The sequence below is a fragment of the Variovorax sp. Soil_C_33 genome (genome assembly GCF_057656935.1).
In genome coordinates this window covers 176,833-195,611 of the sequence record NZ_JBDGJK010000007.1, presented here as the reverse complement: position 1 = coordinate 195,611, position 18,779 = coordinate 176,833, and the positions used below count along the sequence as shown (strand labels likewise).

The following is an 18,779-nucleotide window of genomic DNA, read 5'->3' as shown; positions in this document are numbered from 1 at the left end:
ACGGCGCTTTCCGTGCGGAAAGCGCCGTTTTTGTTCCGGTGTTCGCCGGTTCGGGGGGCTTCCATCTTCGCTATCATTGTTAAACCCCTGTTACGAGGCATCTTCCCATGGCCGAGAAAAAAGGCTCCTCCAGCGAAAAAACGCTTTATTGCTCGTTCTGCGGGAAGAGCCAGCACGAGGTCAAGAAGCTGATTGCCGGACCGTCGGTTTTCATCTGCGACGAGTGCATCGATCTCTGCAACGAGATCATTCGCGACGAACTGCCCGCCGGTGAAGAGGCGCGCGAAGCGCGCAGCGACCTGCCGACCCCGCTCGAAATCAAGGCCAACCTCGACAACTACGTGATCGGCCAGGAGCCGGCCAAGCGCATGCTGTCGGTCGCGGTCTACAACCACTACAAGCGCCTGCGCCACAAGGACAAGGCCAAGGGCGACGACGTCGAGCTCAGCAAGAGCAACATCCTCCTGATCGGCCCTACTGGCTCGGGCAAGACCCTGCTGGCCCAGACGCTCGCGCGCATGCTCGACGTGCCCTTCGTGATGGCCGACGCCACCACGCTGACCGAAGCCGGCTACGTCGGCGAAGACGTCGAGAACATCATCCAGAAGCTGCTGCAGAGCTGCAACTACGAGGTCGAGCGCGCCCAGCGCGGCATCGTCTACATCGACGAGATCGACAAGATCTCGCGCAAGTCCGACAACCCCTCGATCACGCGCGACGTGTCGGGCGAGGGTGTGCAGCAGGCGCTGCTCAAGCTGATCGAAGGTACCATGGCCAGCGTGCCGCCGCAGGGCGGCCGCAAGCACCCCAACCAGGACTTCCTGCAGATCGACACGACCAACATCCTGTTCATCTGCGGCGGCGCGTTCGCCGGGCTCGAGAAAGTGATCGAAAACCGCACCGAGGCCTCGGGCATCGGCTTCGGCGCCTCGGTCAAGAGCAAGAAGCAGCGCAGCATCACCGAGGTGTTCCGCGAGGTCGAACCCGAGGACCTGATCAAGTTCGGCCTGATTCCCGAGCTCGTCGGCCGCATGCCGGTCGTGGCCTCGCTGGCCGAGCTGAGCGAAGACGCGCTGGTGCAGATCCTGACCGAGCCGAAGAACGCGGTGGTCAAGCAGTTCACCAAGCTGCTGCAGATGGAAGGCGTCGACCTCGAGATTCGCCCGGCGGCGCTCAAGGCCATCGCACGCAAGGCGTTGGCCCGCAAGACCGGCGCGCGAGGCCTGCGTTCGATCCTGGAGCAATCGCTGATCGACACCATGTTCGAACTGCCGAATGCCACCAACGTCGACAAGGTCGTGGTCGAAGAATCGACAATCGACGAAAACAAGCCACCGCTCCTCGTGTACCGTGAGGCGGCCAAGAAGGCCTGACCGAGTGACTTTCTGGCCGGCTCCTCCGATACCGGCGACCGGCGTCTTCGGCGATTACCGAGCCCGCGGGCTTGAAAAGCGCGCGTGGCCGACCATCTTTCCATGATCAAGTAAAGGATTCCCATGTCCGGTCATACCCCCCTGCCTGCCACCGAACTCGACCTGCCGCTGCTTCCGTTGCGCGATGTGGTCGTGTTCCCCCACATGGTGATTCCGCTGTTCGTCGGCCGTCCGAAGAGCATCAAGGCGCTCGAGCTCGCGATGGAAGCGGAGCGCCGCATCATGCTGGTGGCGCAAAAGGCCGCCGCCAAGGACGAGCCCTCGGTCGAGGACATGTTCGAGGTCGGCTGCATCTCGACCATTCTGCAGATGCTGAAGCTGCCCGACGGCACGGTGAAGGTGCTGGTGGAAGGCCAGCAGCGCGCGCGCGTCAATCGCATCGACGACGGCGAAACCCACTTCTCGGCCAACGTGACGCCGGTCGAAGTGGTCGAGGCCGCCGCGCAGAAGGGCACCGAGGTCGAGGCGCTGCGCCGCGCCGTGATGCAGCAGTTCGACCAGTACGTGAAGCTCAACAAGAAGATTCCGCCCGAGATCCTGACCTCGATCTCGAGCATCGACGATCCGGGCCGCCTGGCCGACACCATCGCCGCTCACCTGCCGCTCAAGCTCGACAACAAGCAGGCGGTGCTCGACCTGGCCGACATCAAGTCGCGGCTCGAGAACCTGTACGGGCAGCTGGAGCGCGAGGTCGACATCCTCAACGTCGACAAGAAGATCCGCGGCCGCGTGAAGCGCCAGATGGAGAAGAACCAGCGCGACTTCTACCTCAACGAGCAGGTCAAGGCGATCCAGAAGGAGCTCGGCGAAGGCGAGGAGGGCGCGGACATCGAGGAGATCGAGAAGAAGATCAAGCTCGCGAAGATGCCCAAGGAGGCGCTCAAGAAGGCCGAGGGCGAACTCAAGAAGTTGAAGCTGATGTCGCCGATGTCGGCCGAGGCGACCGTGGTGCGCAACTACATCGACGTGCTGATCGGCCTGCCGTGGAGCAAGAAGACCAAGATCAAGCACGACCTCGCGCACGCCGAAGAGGTGCTCAACGAAGACCACTACGGGCTCGAGAAGGTCAAGGACCGCATCCTCGAATATCTCGCGGTCCAGCAGCGCGTCGACAAGGTGAAGGCTCCGATCCTGTGCCTGGTCGGCCCGCCGGGCGTGGGCAAGACCTCGCTCGGGCAGTCGATCGCCAAGGCAACCGGCCGCAAGTACACGCGCATGGCGCTGGGCGGCATGCGCGACGAGGCCGAGATCCGCGGGCATCGCCGCACCTACATCGGCGCGCTGCCGGGCAAGGTGCTGCAAAGCCTCAACAAGGTCGGCACGCGCAACCCGCTGTTCCTGCTCGACGAGATCGACAAGCTGGGCACCGACTTCCGCGGCGACCCGTCGAGCGCTCTGTTGGAAGTGCTCGACCCCGAGCAGAACCACACCTTCGGCGACCACTACGTCGAGGTCGACTTCGACCTCTCCGATGTGATGTTCGTCGCCACCTCGAACTCGATGAACATCCCGCCGGCGCTGCTCGACCGGATGGAAGTCATCCGCCTCGCGGGTTACACCGAAGACGAGAAGACGCACATCGCGCTGAAGTACCTGCTGCCCAAGCAGATGAAGAACAACGGCGTGAAGGAGGAAGAGCTCCTGATCACCGAAGAAGCCGTGCGAGACATAGTGCGTTACTACACGCGCGAAGCCGGCGTGCGCTCGCTCGAGCGCGAGCTCTCGAAGATCTGCCGCAAGGTGGTCAAGGGGCTGCTGCTCAAGAAGATGACGCCCAAGGTGCTCGTCGAGGGCAAGAACCTCAACGACTTTCTCGGCGTGCGCAAGTACAGCTTCGGCCTGGCCGAAAAGCAGAACCAGGTGGGCCAGGTGGTGGGCCTCGCGTGGACCGAAGTCGGGGGCGATCTGCTGACGATCGAAGCGGTCACGATGCCCGGCAAGGGCGTGATCAGCCGCACCGGTTCGCTCGGCGACGTGATGAAGGAGTCGGTCGAGGCCGCGCGCACGGTGGTGCGCAGCCGCGCACGGCGCCTCGGCATCAAGGACGAGGTGTTCGAGAAGCGCGACATCCACATCCACGTGCCCGACGGCGCGACGCCGAAGGACGGCCCGAGCGCTGGCGCCGCGATGACGACGGCCTTCGTGTCGGCGCTCACCGGCATCCCGGTGCGCAGCGACGTCGCGATGACCGGCGAGATCACGCTGCGTGGCGAGGTCACGGCCATCGGCGGCCTGAAGGAAAAGCTGCTGGCCGCATTGCGCGGCGGCATCAAGACCGTGCTGATCCCCGAAGAGAACGCGAAGGACCTGCAGGAGATTCCCGAGAACGTGAAGAACGGCCTCGAGATCGTGCCGGTGAAGTGGATCGACAAGGTGCTCGAGATCGCGCTCGAAAAGACGCCAACGCCCTTGTCCGATGAAGAGGTCGCCGCCTCTGCAGCGGCCGTGGCCGAGCTTGCGAAACAGCGCGGCTCGCAGCCGGCGGAAGGCTCGGTCAAACATTGAGTCGCAGGACTTGCGGGGCCTCGAAAAAATACTATATAATTCGAGGCTCGAAACGCGGGAATAGCTCAGTTGGTAGAGCGCAACCTTGCCAAGGTTGAGGTCGAGAGTTCGAGACTCTTTTCCCGCTCCAGTTTTGAAAAAGGGAAGCTTCGGGCTTCCCTTTTTTTCGCGAGTTCAAACAGCAGGGCGCGATAGCAAAGCGGTTATGCAACGGATTGCAAATCCGTCTAGCCCGGTTCGACTCCGGGTCGCGCCTCCATCCATATCGATATCGATCCGACAGCCCCACCAACCATCGTTGCCGGGGCTGTTTTTGTTTCGGTTATCGTGCATATCCGCCAGGACGCCCGGATGGTGAAATTGGTAGACACATCGGACTTAAAATCCGCCGCTTCCTGCATAAGGGGCGTACCGGTTCGACCCCGGTTCCGGGCACCATCACATACAAGGGAGCAATGACATGCCTCGCTACAACGCTCCGTTCGAAATCCATGTGCACGGCGATGTGCCGTTGCGTTCCGATGTGAGCTTCGAGCAGATCCAGGAAGCGCTCAGGCCTCTGTGGAAATATGCCGGTGCCAAGTCGCTGGCCGATGGCGCGACCAGCGTCTACGAAGAGGAGCCGGGCATCCGCTTCGAGCAGAAGGAGCACATGCTCCAGATCTGCTGGACGGTGGCCGGCGACGAGGATTTCCGCCAGGCACTCGACGAGATGTGCATGGGACTCAACGAACTCGCCGAGCAAGGCGCTGCGCTCGAAGTCACCTTCTACGATACCGACTTCGACGAGGAAGAGGGCGACCCCGACGAAGAATCGCGTGACGATTTCCTCATGCTGTTCGTGGGACCGAACCCGGCCGCGATCATGCAGGTGCAGCGCGACCTGCTGGTGGAAGACGTGGTCAACCTCATGGAGCGCCACTTCGACGGTGCCGAGCTCGGCGGCGTGGTAGCGGAAATCGACAAGCTCTTCGGCGACCGCTTCGATGCGCTGGTGAACTCGCTCGAGATCGGCAAGCGCCCGCGCGGCGGCACCGGTGGTCCGGGCACGGGCGGCCACGGCGGCGGACGCCGGCCGCGCCACCTGCACTAAGGGCCTGTTACCAGGCCCTATGCGCCACGGAGCGGTCAAGCCGCTCCGCTATGCTCGGCGACCTTCTGTTCGAGGAGAGTCGCTTGGCCTTGTTTTCACAATCTGCCCTCCGTCCCGGCGTGCGCAAGCGCGAAGTCTTCGGCTGGGCGATGTACGACTTCGCCAATTCGGGCTACACCACGGTCGTCATCACGGCGGTGTTCGCTGCCTACTTCGTCGGCGGCATCGCCAAGGGCGAGCCCTGGGCCACCTTCGCATGGACCGCGGCGCTGAGCACCTCCTATGCGATCGTGATGCTCTCCATGCCGGCGATCGGCGCCTGGGCCGATCTGCATGCCGCCAAGAAGAGGGTCCTGGCCGTCGTCACCACCGGCTGCGTGCTCGGCACTGCGGCCCTCGCGCTCACACCGCGGCTCGGCGGTCCGTATGCGGTGGCGATGGCGATGGGTCTGGTGATCATCTCCAACACCTTCTACTCCTACGGCGAATCGCTCACCGGCGCGTTCCTGCCGGAACTCGCCACGGCCGAGGGCATGGGCAAGGTCAGCGGCTGGGGCTGGGCCTTCGGCTACATCGGCGGCATGCTCGCGCTCGGGCTGTGCCTGGCCTATGTGCTCTCGGCACAGGCCAAGGGCCTGGCTGCCGCGCATTTCGTTCCGGTCACGATGCTGATCACGGCTGCGCTCTACGGCGCCGCGGCCTGCGCCACCTTCGCGCTGCTGCCCGAGCGCGCGTTGCCGCAGCCGGCCGGTGCACGGCAGAGCGCCTGGCGGCAGCTGCGTCACACTTTCCGCGAGGCGCGTGCCTACCGGGACTTCATGTGGCTCCTGGCCTGCACGGTCTGCTACCAGGGCGGCGTGGCGGTTGCGATCACGCTGGCGGCGATCTACGCCGAGCAGGTGATCGGCTTCGTCGCCAGCGAGACCATGGTGCTGATCTTCGTGCTCAACATCGCAGCGGCGCTCGGCGCCTTCGGCTTCGGCTACCTGCAGGACCGCATCGGCCATCGGCGCGCGCTGGCAGGTGCGCTCGTGGCCTGGATCGCCGTGTGCGTGATCGCGGCATCGGTCACGACCAAGGGTGGCTTCTGGTGGGCCGCTTCGATCGCCGGCCTGGCGATGGGTTCGAGCCAGTCGGCCGGCCGCGCCATGACCGGCGTGCTGGCCCCGCCGCGCCAACTCGCCGAATTCTTCGGGCTCTGGACCTTCGCGACGCGGCTAGCCGGCATCATCGGGCCGCTGAGCTACGGCGCCATCACCTGGATGACCGGCGGCAACCAGCGCATTGCCATCCTCTCGACCGCCGCGTTGTTCGTCGGCGGCCTCTTGCTGCTGCTGCCGATCGACATGCGGCGCGGCCGCGCCGCGGCACTGCGCGAAGTGGCTCAGTCGGAAGCCGCGCCCTTGGAGGCGCGGTAGATCGTCCCGTCGTAGCGCAGCGTCATCGACGTGAACTTCGCCGGTCGTTCCTGCGTCACGCATTCTTCGCCCTGCGGAGTGGAGCGGCTCTGGGTGCGCGTCTGGCGCAGCAGCAGATCGGCGTAGCCGTGGCTCGTGCTGCGCGCGATCGACAGGCTGCCGCGCACCGTCTCGAAGTTGCCGGCGCAGTTGGTGTCCCACTCGCCGCGTTCCAGCGTCGTTTCGAGCCCGTCGAGCACCTTGGCGAGCCTGGGGCCCTGGGGGACGTACAACGTGAGCGTTTCGCTCGAATAGGGATTGGCGCGGGAAGAGCCCTGGCGGATCACGCGAACGCCGAAGGCGCGTGCGTCGCCGGCCAGCGCGTAGCGCGCGGTGTCGACCTTGATCGCGCCGATGCGGACGGCGTCTTCGGTCAGCTCCGCGGGCTGGAGCAGGCGGCTGATCACCGCCGCGCGATCCGTGTTGCCGTTGTCGGCCTGCTGCACCACGAGCACGTCGAGATCGAACTCGGTGAAGTTGGGCTCGGACGATGGACGCGGCATCGGCAGCACCACGATGAAGCGACCCGCGAAGCCGCGCCAAGGCTGGCACACCGCGCGCTCGTGGTCGAGCAGGCGCTTCGGATGCAGCTTGGCGTGCATGCGCTCCGCGAGGCCGGTATCGCAGGCCGCGTGACCGGCAACGCAGAAGCCGGCGAGCAGCGGGGCGAGGAGCAGGCGGCCGCGCATGGACGGGATCAGGCGATCGTCGCCGTCGATGCGACTGCGGTCGTCGCAGGGCCGGCCGGGCGCGTGAGCCAGCGTGCGGCCGCGGCATCGAGTGCATGCGGTGCCGCGCTGCTGATGAGCGCGACGGCACCGTCGTCTGCTTCGGCGAGTTGCCTGGCTTGGGACAGCAGCCGCCGCGTTTGCTGCGCGACCGGCGCACCGGTATCGATGAAGCGCACCGCGTCGCCGGCATAGCGGCGCAACTCGGCCGCGATGAAGGGGTAGTGGGTGCAGCCGAGCACCAGCGTATCGATCTGTCCCGGCGCGCTGCCGAAAGTGCCCGCGGCGCTCAGGTAGCGTTGGCTCAGCGCCGCGATCTCCGCGCGGTCGGAACGCTCGATGGCGCCTGCGAGGCCGTCGCAGGGCACGATGCGGAAGTCCGCCTGCGCAGCCAATGAAGCATGCAAGGCCTCGAACTTGCGGCTTTCCAGGGTCACGCGGGTTGCGATCACTGCGATATGGCCGGTGCGGCTCGTGGCCACCGCCGGCTTGAGCGCAGGCTCGACGCCGACCAGCGGGAGCGCCGGATGATCGGCCCGCAGCTCGTGGATGGCGGCCGCCGTCGCCGTGTTGCAAGCCACGACCAGTGCCTTGATCCGATGCCGATCGAGCAGGTAGCGCGCGACCGCACGGCTTCGCTCGGCCACATAGGCATCGCCACGCTCGCCGTAGGGTGCGTGGCCGGTGTCGGCGAAGTAGACGAAGCGCTGGTGCGGCAGCTCCTCGCGCAGCGCGTTGAGGACCGAGAGGCCCCCGACACCGCTGTCGAACACGCCGATCGGCAGATGGCTCAAGCGGCTTCCATCATGATGGTCTTGAACTCGCCGCTGGCGATGCGCTTCTGCCATTCGGCCGGCCCAGTGATGTGGGCGCTGGTGCCGCCGGCGTCCACCGCCACCGTGACCGGCATGTCCACTACGTCGAACTCGTAGATCGCCTCCATGCCGAGGTCGGCGAAACCCACCACCTTGGCCGTCTTGATCGCCTTGCTCACCAGGTAGGCCGCGCCGCCCACCGCCATCAGGTAGGCGCTCTGGTGCTTCTTGATCGCCTCGATCGCGACCGGCCCACGCTCGGCCTTGCCGATCATCGCGATCAGGCCGGTCTTGGCGAGCATCATCTCGGTGAAGCCATCCATCCGCGTGGCGGTGGTCGGGCCGGCCGGGCCCACGGCCTCGTCCTTGACCGGATCGACTGGGCCGACGTAGTAGATCACCCGGTTGGTGAAGTCCACCGGCAGCTTTTCGCCCTTGGCCAGCATGTCGGCGATGCGCTTGTGCGCCGCGTCGCGGCCGGTGAGCATCTTGCCGTTGAGCAGCAGGGTGTCGCCCGGCTTCCAGCTCGCGACCTCGGCCGGCGTGAGCTTGTCGAGGTCGACGCGCTTGCTCTTGTTGTAGTCGGGCGCCCAGTCGATCTTGGGCCACAGGTCCAGCGAGGGCGCTTCGAGGTACACCGGGCCCGAGCCGTCGAGCACGAAGTGCGCATGGCGGGTGGCCGCGCAATTGGGGATCATCGCCACCGGCTTGCTCGCCGCGTGCGTGGGGTACATCTTGATCTTGACGTCGAGCACCGTCGCGAGGCCGCCCAACCCCTGCGCGCCGATGCCCAGTGCATTGACCTTCTCGTAGAGCTCGACGCGCAGCGCCTCCACCTTGCTGAGCTCGGCGCCCGAGCGCTTCTTGGCCAGCAGTTCGTGCATGTCGAGATCGTCCATCAGGCTTTCCTTGGCGAGCAGCGCGGCCTTCTCGGCGGTGCCGCCGATGCCGATGCCCAGCATGCCCGGCGGGCACCAGCCGGCGCCCATGGTGGGCACGGTCTTGAGCACCCAGTCGACCACGCTGTCGCCGGGATTCAGCATCACCAGCTTGCTCTTGTTCTCGCTGCCGCCGCCCTTGGCGGCGACCGTCACTTCGACGGTGTCACCCGACACGATCTCGGTGAAGATCACGGCCGGCGTGTTGTCCTTGGTGTTCTTGCGATCGAACTGCGGGTCGGCCACGACCGAGGCGCGCAGCGTGTTGTCGGGATGGTTGTAGCCGCGGCGCACGCCCTCGTTGATGGCGTCGTCCAGGCTGCCGGTGAAGCCGCCCCAGCGCACATCCATGCCGACCTTGAGGAACACGTTGACGATGCCGGTGTCCTGGCAGATCGGGCGCTGGCCGGTGGCGCTCATCTTGCTGTTGGTGAGGATCTGCGCCATCGCGTCCTTGGCCGCCGGGCTCTGCTCTCGCTCGTAGGCGCGCGCCAGGTGGGCGATGTAGTCGGTCGGGTGGTAGTAGCTGATGTATTGCAGCGCGGCGGCAACCGACTCGATCAGGTCGGCTTGTTGAATCGTGGTGGTCATTGGGGGTTTTTGCTTGGGCGGATACTGGCGGGCCCTCCATTTTGACAGCTCAGGCCCGCCCATGAAGACACGCACCGAACGCGACACCTTTGGCCCCATCGAAGTGCCGGCAGACAGGCTCTGGGGCGCGCAGACCCAGCGCTCGCTGCAGAACTTCGACATCTCGGGCGAACAGCAGCCGCGCGAGATCATCCAGGCCTTGGCGCAGGTCAAGCGTGCCTCGGCCGTGGTCAACCATGCGCTGGGCCTGCAGGACGAGAAGAAGACGAAGGCCATCGTCGCCGCGGCCGATGAAGTCATCGCCGGCCGGCATCCCGGAGAGTTCCCGCTGGTCGTGTGGCAGACCGGCTCGGGCACGCAGACCAACATGAACGTGAACGAGGTGCTGGCCAACCGCGCGAGCGAACTGCTGGGCGGCGAACGCGGGGAAGGGCGCCTCGTGCATCCGAACGACGACGTGAACCGCAGCCAGTCCTCGAACGACGTGTTCCCGACCGCGATGCACGTGGCGGCGGTCGATGCGATCACCCACCGGCTGCTGCCGGCCATCGCCAAGCTGCGCGCAACGCTGGAGAAGAAATCGCAGGACTTCGCCGACATCGTGAAGATCGGCCGCACCCATCTGCAGGATGCGACACCGCTCACGCTGGGCCAGGAGTTCTCGGGCTACGTGGCGCAGCTCGCGCACGGCGAAGCCCACGTGCGCGCCGCGCTGCCGCACCTGTGCGAGCTGGCGCTGGGGGGCACCGCGGTCGGCACTGGCCTCAATGCGCCCAAGGGCTACGCCGAGCAAGTGGCAGCCGAACTCGCGAAGCTCACCGGCCTGCCTTTCGTCACCGCGCCGAACAAGTTCGAGGCCATGGCCTCGGTCGACGGGCTGGTGCATGCGCACGGCGCGCTCAAGACCCTGGCCGCGAGCATGACCAAGATCGCCAACGACGTGCGCTGGCTCGCGAGCGGCCCGCGCAGCGGCATCGGCGAGCTGAGCATTCCCGAGAACGAGCCGGGCTCGTCGATCATGCCCGGCAAGGTGAATCCGACGCAGAGCGAGGCAGTGACGATGCTGGCCGCGCAGGTGTTCGGCAACGATGTCGCGATCAACATCGGCGGCGCCTCGGGCAACTTCGAGCTCAACGTGTTCCGCCCGATGGTGGCGCACAACTTCCTGCAGAGCGTGCGCCTCGTGGCCGACGGCATGGTGAGCTTCAACGACCACTGCGCGGTGGGCATCGAGCCCAACCGTGAGCGCATCGCCGAACTGGTGCAGCGTTCGCTGATGCTGGTGACGGCGCTCAACACGCACATCGGCTACGACAAGGCGGCCTTCATCGCGAAGAAGGCGCACAAGGAGGGCACGAGCCTGCGCGAGGCAGCGATCGCCTCGGGCCATCTCACGGCCGAGCAGTTCGACCAGTGGGTGGTGCCGGAAAAAATGACCGGGCGCTAGGGCCCGCTGTCAGTGATGCGGCGGCGTGGGCGCCATCAGCTTGTCGGTATAGGCGATGGCCATGGCCGACAGCAGGAAGGTGATGTGGATCGCCGTCTGCGCGATCAGCACCCGGTCGGTGTAGTTGTCGGCGTTGATGAAGGTCTTGAGCAGGTGGATCGAGCTGATGCCGATGATGGCGGTGGCCAGCTTGACCTTCAGCACCGAGGCGTTCACATGGCTCAGCCACTCGGGCTGGTCGCGGTGGCCTTCGAGGTTCATGCGGCTCACGAAGGTCTCGTAGCCGCCGACGATCACCATGATCAGCAGGTTGGAGATCATGACCACGTCGATCAGCGCCAGCACCACCAGCATGATCACGGTTTCGTTGAGCGTCGTGACCGGCACAGCGGTCTTGTAGCCGATGCTGGTGATCAGCGATTCCAGCGCCTGTTTGCTGCCGAAGGCCGCTTCGACCAGGTGAAACAGCTCTACCAGGAAGTGCACCACGTACACGCCCTGCGCAACGATGAGGCCCAGGTACAGCGGCAGCTGCAGCCAGCGGCTGGCGAAGATCAGGTTGGGCAGCGGGCGCAGCGGCGAGACTTTGCCGGGGGTAACGGGGTCGAGGTTGGACATCGGGTCGTTGTGGGCGGGAAAACGCGCGATTCTAGGGCGCGCGAGAGGGCTCCGGTGTCACGCTCCTGTCGTTAACATGGAGCGTCAGTCATTCGTAAGTGCGGCCGCCGACATTAGCGCCGGCCACTTCAAAGCTACAGGAGACAAGGAATGAGCAGCGCATCGACAATCGAGTCCACCCTGGTCGAGAACCGCGTATTTCCGCCGGACGCCCGCGCCACGCAGGGGGCGCGCATCGAAAGCATGGCCGCGTACGACGCGCTGTGCAAGGAAGCTGCCGACGACTTCGAGAGCTTCTGGGCCCGCCAGGCGCGCAGCAACGTGGTGTGGACCAAGCCCTTCACCCGCACCCTCGACGAATCCAATGTGCCCTTCTACAAATGGTTCGACGACGGCGAACTCAACGCTTCGGCCAACTGCCTCGACAAGCACATCGGCACGCCGGTCGAGAACAAGACCGCGATCGTCTTCGAGGCCGACGACGGCGCGGTCACCAAGGTCAGCTACAAGGAGCTGCTGGCCCGCGTCTCCCAGTTCGCCAACGCGCTGAAGGCGCAAGGCATCAAGAAGGGCGACCGCGTCATCGTCTATATGCCGATGACCATCGAGGGCGTGATCGCGATGCAGGCCTGCGCCCGCATCGGCGCCACCCACAGCGTGGTGTTCGGCGGCTTCTCGGCCAAGGCGCTGCAGGAACGCATCATCGATGCCGGCGCCGTGGCGGTCATCACGGCCAACTTCCAGCTGCGCGGCGGCAAGGAACTGCCGCTCAAGGCCATCGTCGACGACGGCATCGCGCTCGGCGGCTGCGAATCGATCAAGACCGTGCTGGTCTACCAGCGCACCTCCACGGCCTGCAACATGGTGGCCGGCCGCGACAAGACCTTCGACGAAGCGCTCCAGGGCCAGAGCACCGAATGCGCGCCGGTGCCGGTCGGCGCCGAGCATCCGCTCTTCATCCTCTACACCTCGGGCTCGACCGGCAAGCCCAAGGGTGTGCAGCATTCGACAGGCGGCTACCTGCTGTGGGCCAAGCTCACAATGGACTGGACTTTCGACGTGCGGCCCGAAGACGTGTTCTGGTGCACCGCGGACATCGGCTGGATCACCGGCCATACCTACGTGGCTTACGGTCCGCTCGCCGCGGGGGCGACGCAGGTCGTGTTCGAGGGCGTCCCGACCTTCCCGCATGCGGGCCGCTTCTGGCAGATGATCGAGAAGCACAAGGTCACGATCTTCTATACCGCGCCGACCGCGATCCGCTCGCTGATCAAGGCGGCCGACAGCGACGAGAAGGTGCATCCGAAGAACTGGGACCTGTCCTCGCTGCGCATCCTCGGTACCGTGGGCGAGCCGATCAATCCCGAAGCCTGGATGTGGTACTACCGCAATGTCGGCCGCGAGAAATGTCCGATCGTCGACACCTTCTGGCAGACCGAGACCGGCGGCCACGTCATCACGCCGCTGCCGGGCGCCACGCCGCTGGTGCCGGGCTCCTGCACTTTGCCGCTGCCGGGCATCATGGCCGCGATCGTCGACGAGACCGGTAAGGACATTCCGAACGGCGCCGGCGGCATGCTGGTCATCAAGCGCCCCTGGCCCTCGATGATCCGCACCATCTGGAACGACCCCGAGCGCTTCAAGAAGAGCTATTTCCCCGAGGAAATGGGCGGCACCATCTACCTGGCCGGCGACGGCGCGGTGCGCAGCGCCGACCGGGGCTACTTCCGCATCACGGGGCGCATCGACGACGTCCTCAACGTGTCGGGCCACCGGCTCGGCACGATGGAGATCGAATCCGCACTGGTCGCCAAGACCGATCTCGTGGCCGAGGCCGCAGTGGTCGGCCGGCCCGACGACGTGACCGGCGAGGCGGTCTGCGCCTTCGTCGTGTTGAAGCGCGGCCGTCCGAGCGGCGACGAGGCCAAGCAGATCGCCGCCGAGCTGCGCAACTGGGTGGCCAAGGAGATCGGCCCGATCGCCAAGCCCAAGGACATCCGCTTCGGCGAGAACCTGCCGAAGACGCGCAGCGGCAAGATCATGCGGCGCCTCCTGCGCAGCATCGCCAAGGGCGAGGCGATCACGCAGGACACCTCGACGCTCGAAAACCCGGCGATCCTCGAACAGCTCGGCCAGGCCTACTGACGGCCCCCGCCCCCAAGGAGCCGCAGGCCGCCTTGGGGCGGCCCGGCGCCTGCCTGCGGCGCGCCCCTGTCCGACAGGGGGAGCGCGCCGGATGCGGTACAACAGTCCATCGATTGTTGAGGAGAGATCCATGGGACTGAGAACAGGCGTGCTGCTGGTGGTCGTGCTGCTGATCGCGGCGCTCGCTGCCTTGAACTGGGGCCTGCTTGTCACGCCGACCGTCATGTCGGTCGGCTTCATGCAGATCACCGCACCCTTCGGGTTGATCATGCTGGGCCTCACGCTGCTTCTGAGCATCTTCTTCGTGGCCTACATCATCTACCTGCAGACCACGGTGCTGCTCGAAACGCGCCGCCACACGAAGGAAATGCAGGCCCAGCGCAGCCTAGCCGACCGGGCCGAGGCTTCGCGCTTCACCGAGCTGCGCAGTTTCCTCGAGACCCAGGAGAACGTCCACATGGCACGCAACGCCGAGCGGCATGCCGCGCTGCTGGCGCGCGTTGAGCAGCTGGAGACGATGATCAAGCTGCGCTCCGACCAGACCGACAACACGCTGGCGGCCCACATCGGCCAGCTCGAAGACCGCTTCGACCGCCGGCCGGCGACATCGACGGTGGCATCTTCGCCGGCCGTGGGCATGCCGCCGCCGGTCTGAGGCCCGCGCTACTTCGTCGACAGGATCCAGGCCGCCAGCTTCTTCGCGTCCGCTTCGCTGACCTGGTTGTTGGCCGGCATCGGCACCTGGCCCCAGACACCCGAGCCGCCCTTGATAATCTTGCCGGCGAGCATGTCGGGCGCTCCCTTGTTGTCCTTGTACTTGGCCGCGACTTCCTTGAACGACGGACCGAGGATCTTGCGCTCGACCGCGTGGCAGCTCATGCAGTTCTTGGAAGTGGCCAGAGCCAGGTCGGCGAGGGCGGGTGCAGCGGAAGCTAGGCCCAGGGCGGCCAGCAGAAGCGCTCTTTTCATGGGGTCCTTGTCGCGTGGGTGCGTTAAAGTCGATCCAACGCGATTGTAGGTAGCGCGGTGCACGGTCCGCCGCGATGCGGGCCTGGACAACCGGAGGGGATTCTCTATGTGGTTTCTGTTGCTGGGCCTGCTTGCCGTGGCCCTGAAGTACTTCGAAATCGGCTTCGTGGCCCAGTGGGACTGGTGGATCGTGCTGATCCCGTTCGCACTGGCCGCGGCCTGGTGGGCCTGGGCCGACTGGTCGGGTTACACCAAGCGCAAGGTGGTCGAGCGCGAGAACGCGCGCCGGCAAGACCGCATCGACCGGCAGCGCAGCAATCTGGGCCTTCTGACGAGCCGCTCCAACAGGCGCCGCCGCGGCGGACGCTGAAGCCTCTCTCCGACTCGACGAGCGATCAGTACTTGTCGAGCACCGCACCCGAGCTCGCGCTCGATGCGTTGAAGGCGAACTTGGCCTGCACGCCGCGTGTGTAGCGCGGGGCAGGTGCCTTCCAGCCCTCGCGGCGTTTGGCGAGTTCGGCGTCGGACACATTGAGCTCGAGCTTGAGCTGATGCGCGTCGATGGTGATCGAGTCGCCCTCGTTGACGAAGGCGATGGTGCCGCCCGCCGCTGCTTCGGGCGCCACGTGGCCGACCACCATGCCCCAGGTGCCGCCCGAGAAGCGGCCGTCGGTGATGAGGCCCACGCTTTCGCCGAGGCCGGCGCCGATGAGCGCGCCGGTGGGCGCCAGCATCTCCGGCATGCCGGGGCCGCCCTTGGGGCCCAGGTAGCGCAGCACCATCACGTCGCCGGCCACGATCTTGCCGTCGAGGATCGCCTGCAGCGCCGACTGCTCGTCGTCGAACACGCGCGCCGGGCCGGTGATGACCGGGTTCTTGAGGCCGGTGATCTTGGCCACCGCGCCTTCGGGCGAGAGGTTGCCCTTGAGGATCGCCAGGTGGCCTTCGGCATACATCGGATTCGTGATCGGGCGGATCACGTCCTGGTCGGCACGCGGCTGGTCGGGCACGTCCTTCAGCACCTCGGCGATGGTCTGGCCGGTGATCGTGATGCAGTCGCCGTGCAGCAGGCCCGCGTTCAGCAGCACCTTCATCACTTGCGGAATGCCGCCGGCCTGGTGCAGGTCGACCGCGAGGTATTTGCCGCTGGGCTTGAGGTCGCACAGCACCGGCACCTTCTTGCGCATGCGCTCGAAGTCGTCGATCGACCATTCCACGCCCGCCGCGTGCGCGATGGCGAGAAAGTGCAGCACCGCGTTGGTCGAGCCGCCGGTGGCCATGATCACGGCCACCGCGTTCTCGATCGCCTTCTTGGTCACGATGTCGCGCGGCTTGATGTCCTTCTTGATCGCCTCGATCAGCACCTTGGCCGATTCCTTGGCCGAGTTGGCTTTTTCTTCGTGCGGGTTGGCCATGGTCGAGGAGTAGGGCAGCGAGATGCCGAGCGCCTCGAAGGCCGAGCTCATGGTGTTGGCCGTGTACATGCCGCCGCAGGAGCCGGTGCCGGGAATGGCGCGCTTCTCGATTTCCAACAGGTCCTCGTCGCTCATGTTGCCCGCGGCGTTCTGGCCGACCGCCTCGAAGACGCTCACGATGTTCAGGTCCTGGCCCTTGTAGCGGCCCGGCAGGATGGTGCCGCCATAGACGTAGATCGCCGGCACGTTGGCGCGCAGCATGCCCATCAGGCCGCCGGGCATGTTCTTGTCGCAGCCGCCGACCACCAGCACGCCGTCCATCCACTGGCCGCCAACGCAGGTCTCGATGCAGTCCGAGATGACCTCGCGGCTCACCAGCGAATACTTCATGCCTTCGGTGCCCATCGCCATGCCGTCGGAGATGGTCGGCGTGCCGAAGACCTGCGCATTGCCGCCGGCCTCCTCGATGCCGGCGATCGCGGCGTCGGCCAGCTTCTGCAGGCCCGAGTTGCAGGGCGTGATGGTGCTGTGGCCGTTGGCCACGCCGACCATCGGCTTCTTGAAATCGCCTTCCTCGTAGCCCATCGCGTAGAACATCGAGCGATTGGGCGCGCGCGACTTGCCTTCGGTGATGTTGGCACTGCGGGCGTTGATCTTGATCGTCTGGGTGGCCATGGTGTCTCTGGTCTTGAATCGGGGGGAAGGCAAGTATCGGACGATTGACTGATTGCTTCCAATCCTAATTTCAAGCCCCATTGATATGCTTGGCATATGAAAGAAGCCTGGATCGACCTGCGCGGCTGGCGCCAGTTCCTCGCGGTGGCCGAGGAGCTGCATTTCGGCCGCGCCGCCGCGCGTCTGCACATGACGCAGCCGCCCGTCACGCAGGCCATTGCACAGCTCGAGAAAACGCTGGGCGTGCGGCTGTTCGACCGCACTCGGCGCCGGGTCGCGCTCACGCCCGCGGGCGAGGCGCTCCTGCCCGAAGTGCGCGAGCTGCTGGCGCGCGCGCAGGCGCTGCCGGTGCGGGCGAGGGCGGCGGCGGCCGGCGAAGTGGGGCGCGTGCGACTCGCCTTCGTCTCGACCATCGGCTTCGAGCGCCTGCCGGCCTGGGTGCGTGAATTCCGCGTGCGCTGCCCCGAGGTCGCGCTGGAACTGGTCGAGGCCACCGGCGACGTGCAGCTCGAAGCCTTCGCCCGCGGCGAGATCGATGCCGGGCTGATGCTGCATTCGCCCGGCTTCGCGCCGCCCGGCCTGGAGCGGCTCGCGGTGTCCGAGGAGCCGCTGGTGCTGGCGCTGCCGGCGAAGCATCCGCTGGCACGGTTGCCGAAGCTGCCGCTGGCCGAAGTGCTTGCCGAGCCGCTGGTGATCTTTCCGCGCCGCATCGTGCCCTCGCTGCACGACGCGATCTTCGGGCTCTACCACGCGGCCGGCCTGGCGCCCCGGGTTGCGCAGGAAGCGATCCAGATGCAGACCATCGTGAACCTGGTCTGGGGCGGACTCGGCGTGGCCTGGGTGCCGGAGAGCGTGACCCAGTTCCGGCGCGCGGGCGTGGTCTACCGCGCTGCGGCCGAGTTCGCGCCCTCCGGACGGCGCAAGGCCGCCGTCCTGCCCGGCTGCGAGACCAGCCTGGTCTGGCCCGGCCACACCGACAACCCCGCCCTCGCCCGCTTCGTGCGATTCGTCCAGGAGCAGGGACTGTCACATCCGTGGGCACAATAGGCCGATGCTCACGTACCCGCAGATCAATCCCGTGGCCCTGCAACTCGGGCCGATCGCCATCCACTGGTATGGCCTGACCTATCTGGCCGCTTTCGCGCTGTTCTACTTCCTCGGCACGCGCCGGCTGCGGCACGAGCCTTTCCGCTCGATCGCCGGCCCGGGCGCCTGGACCCGCAAGGACCTGGAGGACATCCTCTTCCTCGGCGTCATGGGCGTGATCGTCGGCGGCCGGCTCGGCTACTGCCTGTTCTACAAGCCCGGCTACTACCTGACGCACCCGCTGGAGATCTTTTTCGTGTGGCAGGGCGGCATGAGCTTCCATGGCGGGTTGCTCGGCGTGATCGCTGCGATGGCCTGGTTCGCGCGTTCGCGCGCGCGGCCCTTCTGGCAGGTGATGGATTTCGTCGCGCCCTGCGTGCCCACCGGGCTGGCAGCGGGACGGGTCGGCAATTTCATCAATGGCGAGCTGTGGGGCCGCTTCAGCAGCCCCGACCTGCCCTGGGGCATGGTGTTTCCGCAAAGCGGATCGATGCTGCCGCGCCACCCCTCGCAGGTCTATCAGTTCCTGCTCGAAGGCCTGCTGCTGTTTGCGATCCTCTGGCTCTATGCGCGCAAGGAACGGCGCGAGCGCCGCGTATCGGCGGTGTTCCTGATCGGCTACGGGCTGATGCGCTTCATCGCCGAATACTTTCGCGAGCCAGACGACTACCTGGGCCTGCTGGCGCTCGACATGAGCATGGGGCAATGGCTCTGCGTGCCGATGATCGTGTTCGGCATCTGGCTCTATGCCAGCGCGCCCGCGGCGCGGGCCGCCGCGACGCCGGCGCGCGGCTGAAGCGCCGCGACGGCGGCAGGGTTTATCCCGGGGCAAAAATCTTTGCGTTGTGCCCCCCGGGTTCTAAT

The 18,779-nt window shown here is 66.2% G+C and carries 16 protein-coding genes and 3 tRNA genes; 13 read left to right on the top strand and 6 right to left on the bottom strand.

Going from position 1 to position 18,779, the window contains the following annotated elements; genetic code table 11:
* Window positions 1–107 precede the first annotated feature (107 nt).
* The 7 genes from clpX (at window position 108) to AC3A6B_RS13320 (ending at window position 6,449) form a co-directional block, all read left to right on the top strand.
* A complete protein-coding gene (gene clpX / locus AC3A6B_RS13350; protein ID WP_214700303.1) occupies window positions 108–1,373 on the top strand; it encodes an ATP-dependent Clp protease ATP-binding subunit ClpX in 1,266 nt (421 codons plus the stop codon).
* Window positions 1,374–1,496: 123 nt separating this feature from the next.
* On the top strand, window positions 1,497–3,938 hold the full coding sequence (gene lon, locus AC3A6B_RS13345) for an endopeptidase La (RefSeq protein WP_487837169.1): 2,442 nt from the start codon (window positions 1,497–1,499) through the stop codon (window positions 3,936–3,938).
* Window positions 3,939–3,992: 54 nt separating this feature from the next.
* Window positions 3,993–4,068, top strand: a tRNA-Gly gene (locus tag AC3A6B_RS13340).
* A 55-nt stretch (window positions 4,069–4,123) separates the two neighbouring features.
* A tRNA-Cys gene (locus tag AC3A6B_RS13335) sits at window positions 4,124–4,197 on the top strand.
* A gap of 86 nt (window positions 4,198–4,283) precedes the next feature.
* A tRNA-Leu gene (locus AC3A6B_RS13330) sits at window positions 4,284–4,376 on the top strand.
* A 22-nt stretch (window positions 4,377–4,398) separates the two neighbouring features.
* On the top strand, window positions 4,399–5,031 hold the full coding sequence (locus tag AC3A6B_RS13325) for a DUF6806 family protein (protein ID WP_487837168.1): 633 nt from the start codon (window positions 4,399–4,401) through the stop codon (window positions 5,029–5,031).
* Window positions 5,032–5,114: 83 nt separating this feature from the next.
* Window positions 5,115–6,449, top strand: a complete 1,335-nt coding sequence (locus AC3A6B_RS13320; protein ID WP_487837167.1) for an MFS transporter — start codon at window positions 5,115–5,117, stop codon at window positions 6,447–6,449.
* On the opposite strand, the gene AC3A6B_RS13315 is transcribed toward AC3A6B_RS13320, so the two are convergent.
* The 3 genes from AC3A6B_RS13315 to AC3A6B_RS13305 are packed head-to-tail and all read right to left on the bottom strand — an operon-like array spanning window position 6,416 to window position 9,560.
* Window positions 6,416–7,177 (bottom strand): PA3715 family protein, encoded by a 762-nt coding sequence (locus AC3A6B_RS13315; RefSeq protein WP_487837166.1) that lies wholly within the window; start codon window positions 7,175–7,177, stop codon window positions 6,416–6,418. The two genes, AC3A6B_RS13320 and AC3A6B_RS13315, sit on opposite strands and share 34 nt — an antisense overlap.
* A gap of 8 nt (window positions 7,178–7,185) precedes the next feature.
* Window positions 7,186–8,010, bottom strand: coding sequence for a glutamate racemase (gene murI, locus AC3A6B_RS13310; protein WP_487837165.1), 825 nt, complete (start codon window positions 8,008–8,010; stop codon window positions 7,186–7,188).
* A complete protein-coding gene (locus tag AC3A6B_RS13305; RefSeq protein WP_487837164.1) occupies window positions 8,007–9,560 on the bottom strand; it encodes a fumarate hydratase in 1,554 nt (517 codons plus the stop codon). Before AC3A6B_RS13305 ends, murI begins: the two co-directional genes overlap by 4 nt.
* Window positions 9,561–9,621: 61 nt before the next feature.
* On the opposite strand from AC3A6B_RS13305, the gene fumC reads away from it, so the two are divergent.
* Complete coding sequence (gene fumC, locus AC3A6B_RS13300) at window positions 9,622–11,007, top strand: class II fumarate hydratase (RefSeq protein WP_487837163.1); 1,386 nt, start codon at window positions 9,622–9,624, stop codon at window positions 11,005–11,007.
* 9 nt (window positions 11,008–11,016) lie between these two features.
* Here fumC and AC3A6B_RS13295 read toward each other — a convergent pair whose 3' ends face one another.
* Window positions 11,017–11,625, bottom strand: a complete 609-nt coding sequence (locus AC3A6B_RS13295) for a YqhA family protein (RefSeq protein WP_487837162.1) — start codon at window positions 11,623–11,625, stop codon at window positions 11,017–11,019.
* Between the two features lie 150 nt (window positions 11,626–11,775).
* Between AC3A6B_RS13295 and acs the strand changes: the two genes are divergently transcribed.
* Window positions 11,776–13,770, top strand: coding sequence for an acetate--CoA ligase (acs, locus tag AC3A6B_RS13290; protein ID WP_487837161.1), 1,995 nt, complete (start codon window positions 11,776–11,778; stop codon window positions 13,768–13,770).
* A 130-nt stretch (window positions 13,771–13,900) separates the two neighbouring features.
* On the top strand, window positions 13,901–14,425 hold the full coding sequence (locus tag AC3A6B_RS13285) for a LapA family protein (protein ID WP_487837160.1): 525 nt from the start codon (window positions 13,901–13,903) through the stop codon (window positions 14,423–14,425).
* Window positions 14,426–14,433: 8 nt separating this feature from the next.
* Here AC3A6B_RS13285 and AC3A6B_RS13280 read toward each other — a convergent pair whose 3' ends face one another.
* Window positions 14,434–14,739, bottom strand: coding sequence for a c-type cytochrome (locus AC3A6B_RS13280; protein WP_487837159.1), 306 nt, complete (start codon window positions 14,737–14,739; stop codon window positions 14,434–14,436).
* A 106-nt stretch (window positions 14,740–14,845) separates the two neighbouring features.
* On the opposite strand from AC3A6B_RS13280, the gene AC3A6B_RS13275 reads away from it, so the two are divergent.
* Window positions 14,846–15,109 (top strand): TIGR04438 family Trp-rich protein, encoded by a 264-nt coding sequence (locus tag AC3A6B_RS13275; protein WP_126835551.1) that lies wholly within the window; start codon window positions 14,846–14,848, stop codon window positions 15,107–15,109.
* Window positions 15,110–15,134: 25 nt separating this feature from the next.
* Here AC3A6B_RS13275 and ilvD read toward each other — a convergent pair whose 3' ends face one another.
* The gene (ilvD, locus tag AC3A6B_RS13270) at window positions 15,135–16,829 is read right to left on the bottom strand and encodes a dihydroxy-acid dehydratase (protein ID WP_487837158.1); all 1,695 of its coding nucleotides are present in this window, start codon (window positions 16,827–16,829) and stop codon (window positions 15,135–15,137) included.
* 96 nt (window positions 16,830–16,925) lie between these two features.
* On the opposite strand from ilvD, the gene AC3A6B_RS13265 reads away from it, so the two are divergent.
* Both AC3A6B_RS13265 and lgt read left to right on the top strand, forming a co-directional pair.
* Window positions 16,926–17,876, top strand: a complete 951-nt coding sequence (locus AC3A6B_RS13265) for a LysR family transcriptional regulator (RefSeq protein ID WP_487837157.1) — start codon at window positions 16,926–16,928, stop codon at window positions 17,874–17,876.
* Window positions 17,877–17,880: 4 nt separating this feature from the next.
* Window positions 17,881–18,711: a prolipoprotein diacylglyceryl transferase gene (gene lgt, locus AC3A6B_RS13260; RefSeq protein ID WP_487837156.1), complete on the top strand. Its 831-nt coding sequence runs from the start codon at window positions 17,881–17,883 to the stop codon at window positions 18,709–18,711.
* The last annotated feature ends 68 nt before the right edge of the window (window positions 18,712–18,779 follow it).

Bases quoted from the DNA above. Each gene is read 5' to 3' on its own strand.
- lon (WP_487837169.1), top strand. From the start codon at position 1,497: ATGTCCGGTCATACCCCCCTGCCTGCCACCGAACTCGACCTGCCGCTG.
- AC3A6B_RS13295 (WP_487837162.1), bottom strand. From the start codon at position 11,625: ATGTCCAACCTCGACCCCGTTACCCCCGGCAAAGTCTCGCCGCTGCGC.
- fumC (WP_487837163.1), top strand. From the start codon at position 9,622: ATGAAGACACGCACCGAACGCGACACCTTTGGCCCCATCGAAGTGCCG.
- AC3A6B_RS13280 (WP_487837159.1), bottom strand. From the start codon at position 14,739: ATGAAAAGAGCGCTTCTGCTGGCCGCCCTGGGCCTAGCTTCCGCTGCA.
- AC3A6B_RS13325 (WP_487837168.1), top strand. From the start codon at position 4,399: ATGCCTCGCTACAACGCTCCGTTCGAAATCCATGTGCACGGCGATGTG.
- AC3A6B_RS13265 (WP_487837157.1), top strand. From the start codon at position 16,926: ATGAAAGAAGCCTGGATCGACCTGCGCGGCTGGCGCCAGTTCCTCGCG.
- AC3A6B_RS13275 (WP_126835551.1), top strand. From the start codon at position 14,846: ATGTGGTTTCTGTTGCTGGGCCTGCTTGCCGTGGCCCTGAAGTACTTC.
- AC3A6B_RS13315 (WP_487837166.1), bottom strand. From the start codon at position 7,177: ATGCGCGGCCGCCTGCTCCTCGCCCCGCTGCTCGCCGGCTTCTGCGTT.
- AC3A6B_RS13285 (WP_487837160.1), top strand. From the start codon at position 13,901: ATGGGACTGAGAACAGGCGTGCTGCTGGTGGTCGTGCTGCTGATCGCG.
- clpX (WP_214700303.1), top strand. From the start codon at position 108: ATGGCCGAGAAAAAAGGCTCCTCCAGCGAAAAAACGCTTTATTGCTCG.
- AC3A6B_RS13305 (WP_487837164.1), bottom strand. From the start codon at position 9,560: ATGACCACCACGATTCAACAAGCCGACCTGATCGAGTCGGTTGCCGCC.
- acs (WP_487837161.1), top strand. From the start codon at position 11,776: ATGAGCAGCGCATCGACAATCGAGTCCACCCTGGTCGAGAACCGCGTA.
- ilvD (WP_487837158.1), bottom strand. From the start codon at position 16,829: ATGGCCACCCAGACGATCAAGATCAACGCCCGCAGTGCCAACATCACC.
- lgt (WP_487837156.1), top strand. From the start codon at position 17,881: ATGCTCACGTACCCGCAGATCAATCCCGTGGCCCTGCAACTCGGGCCG.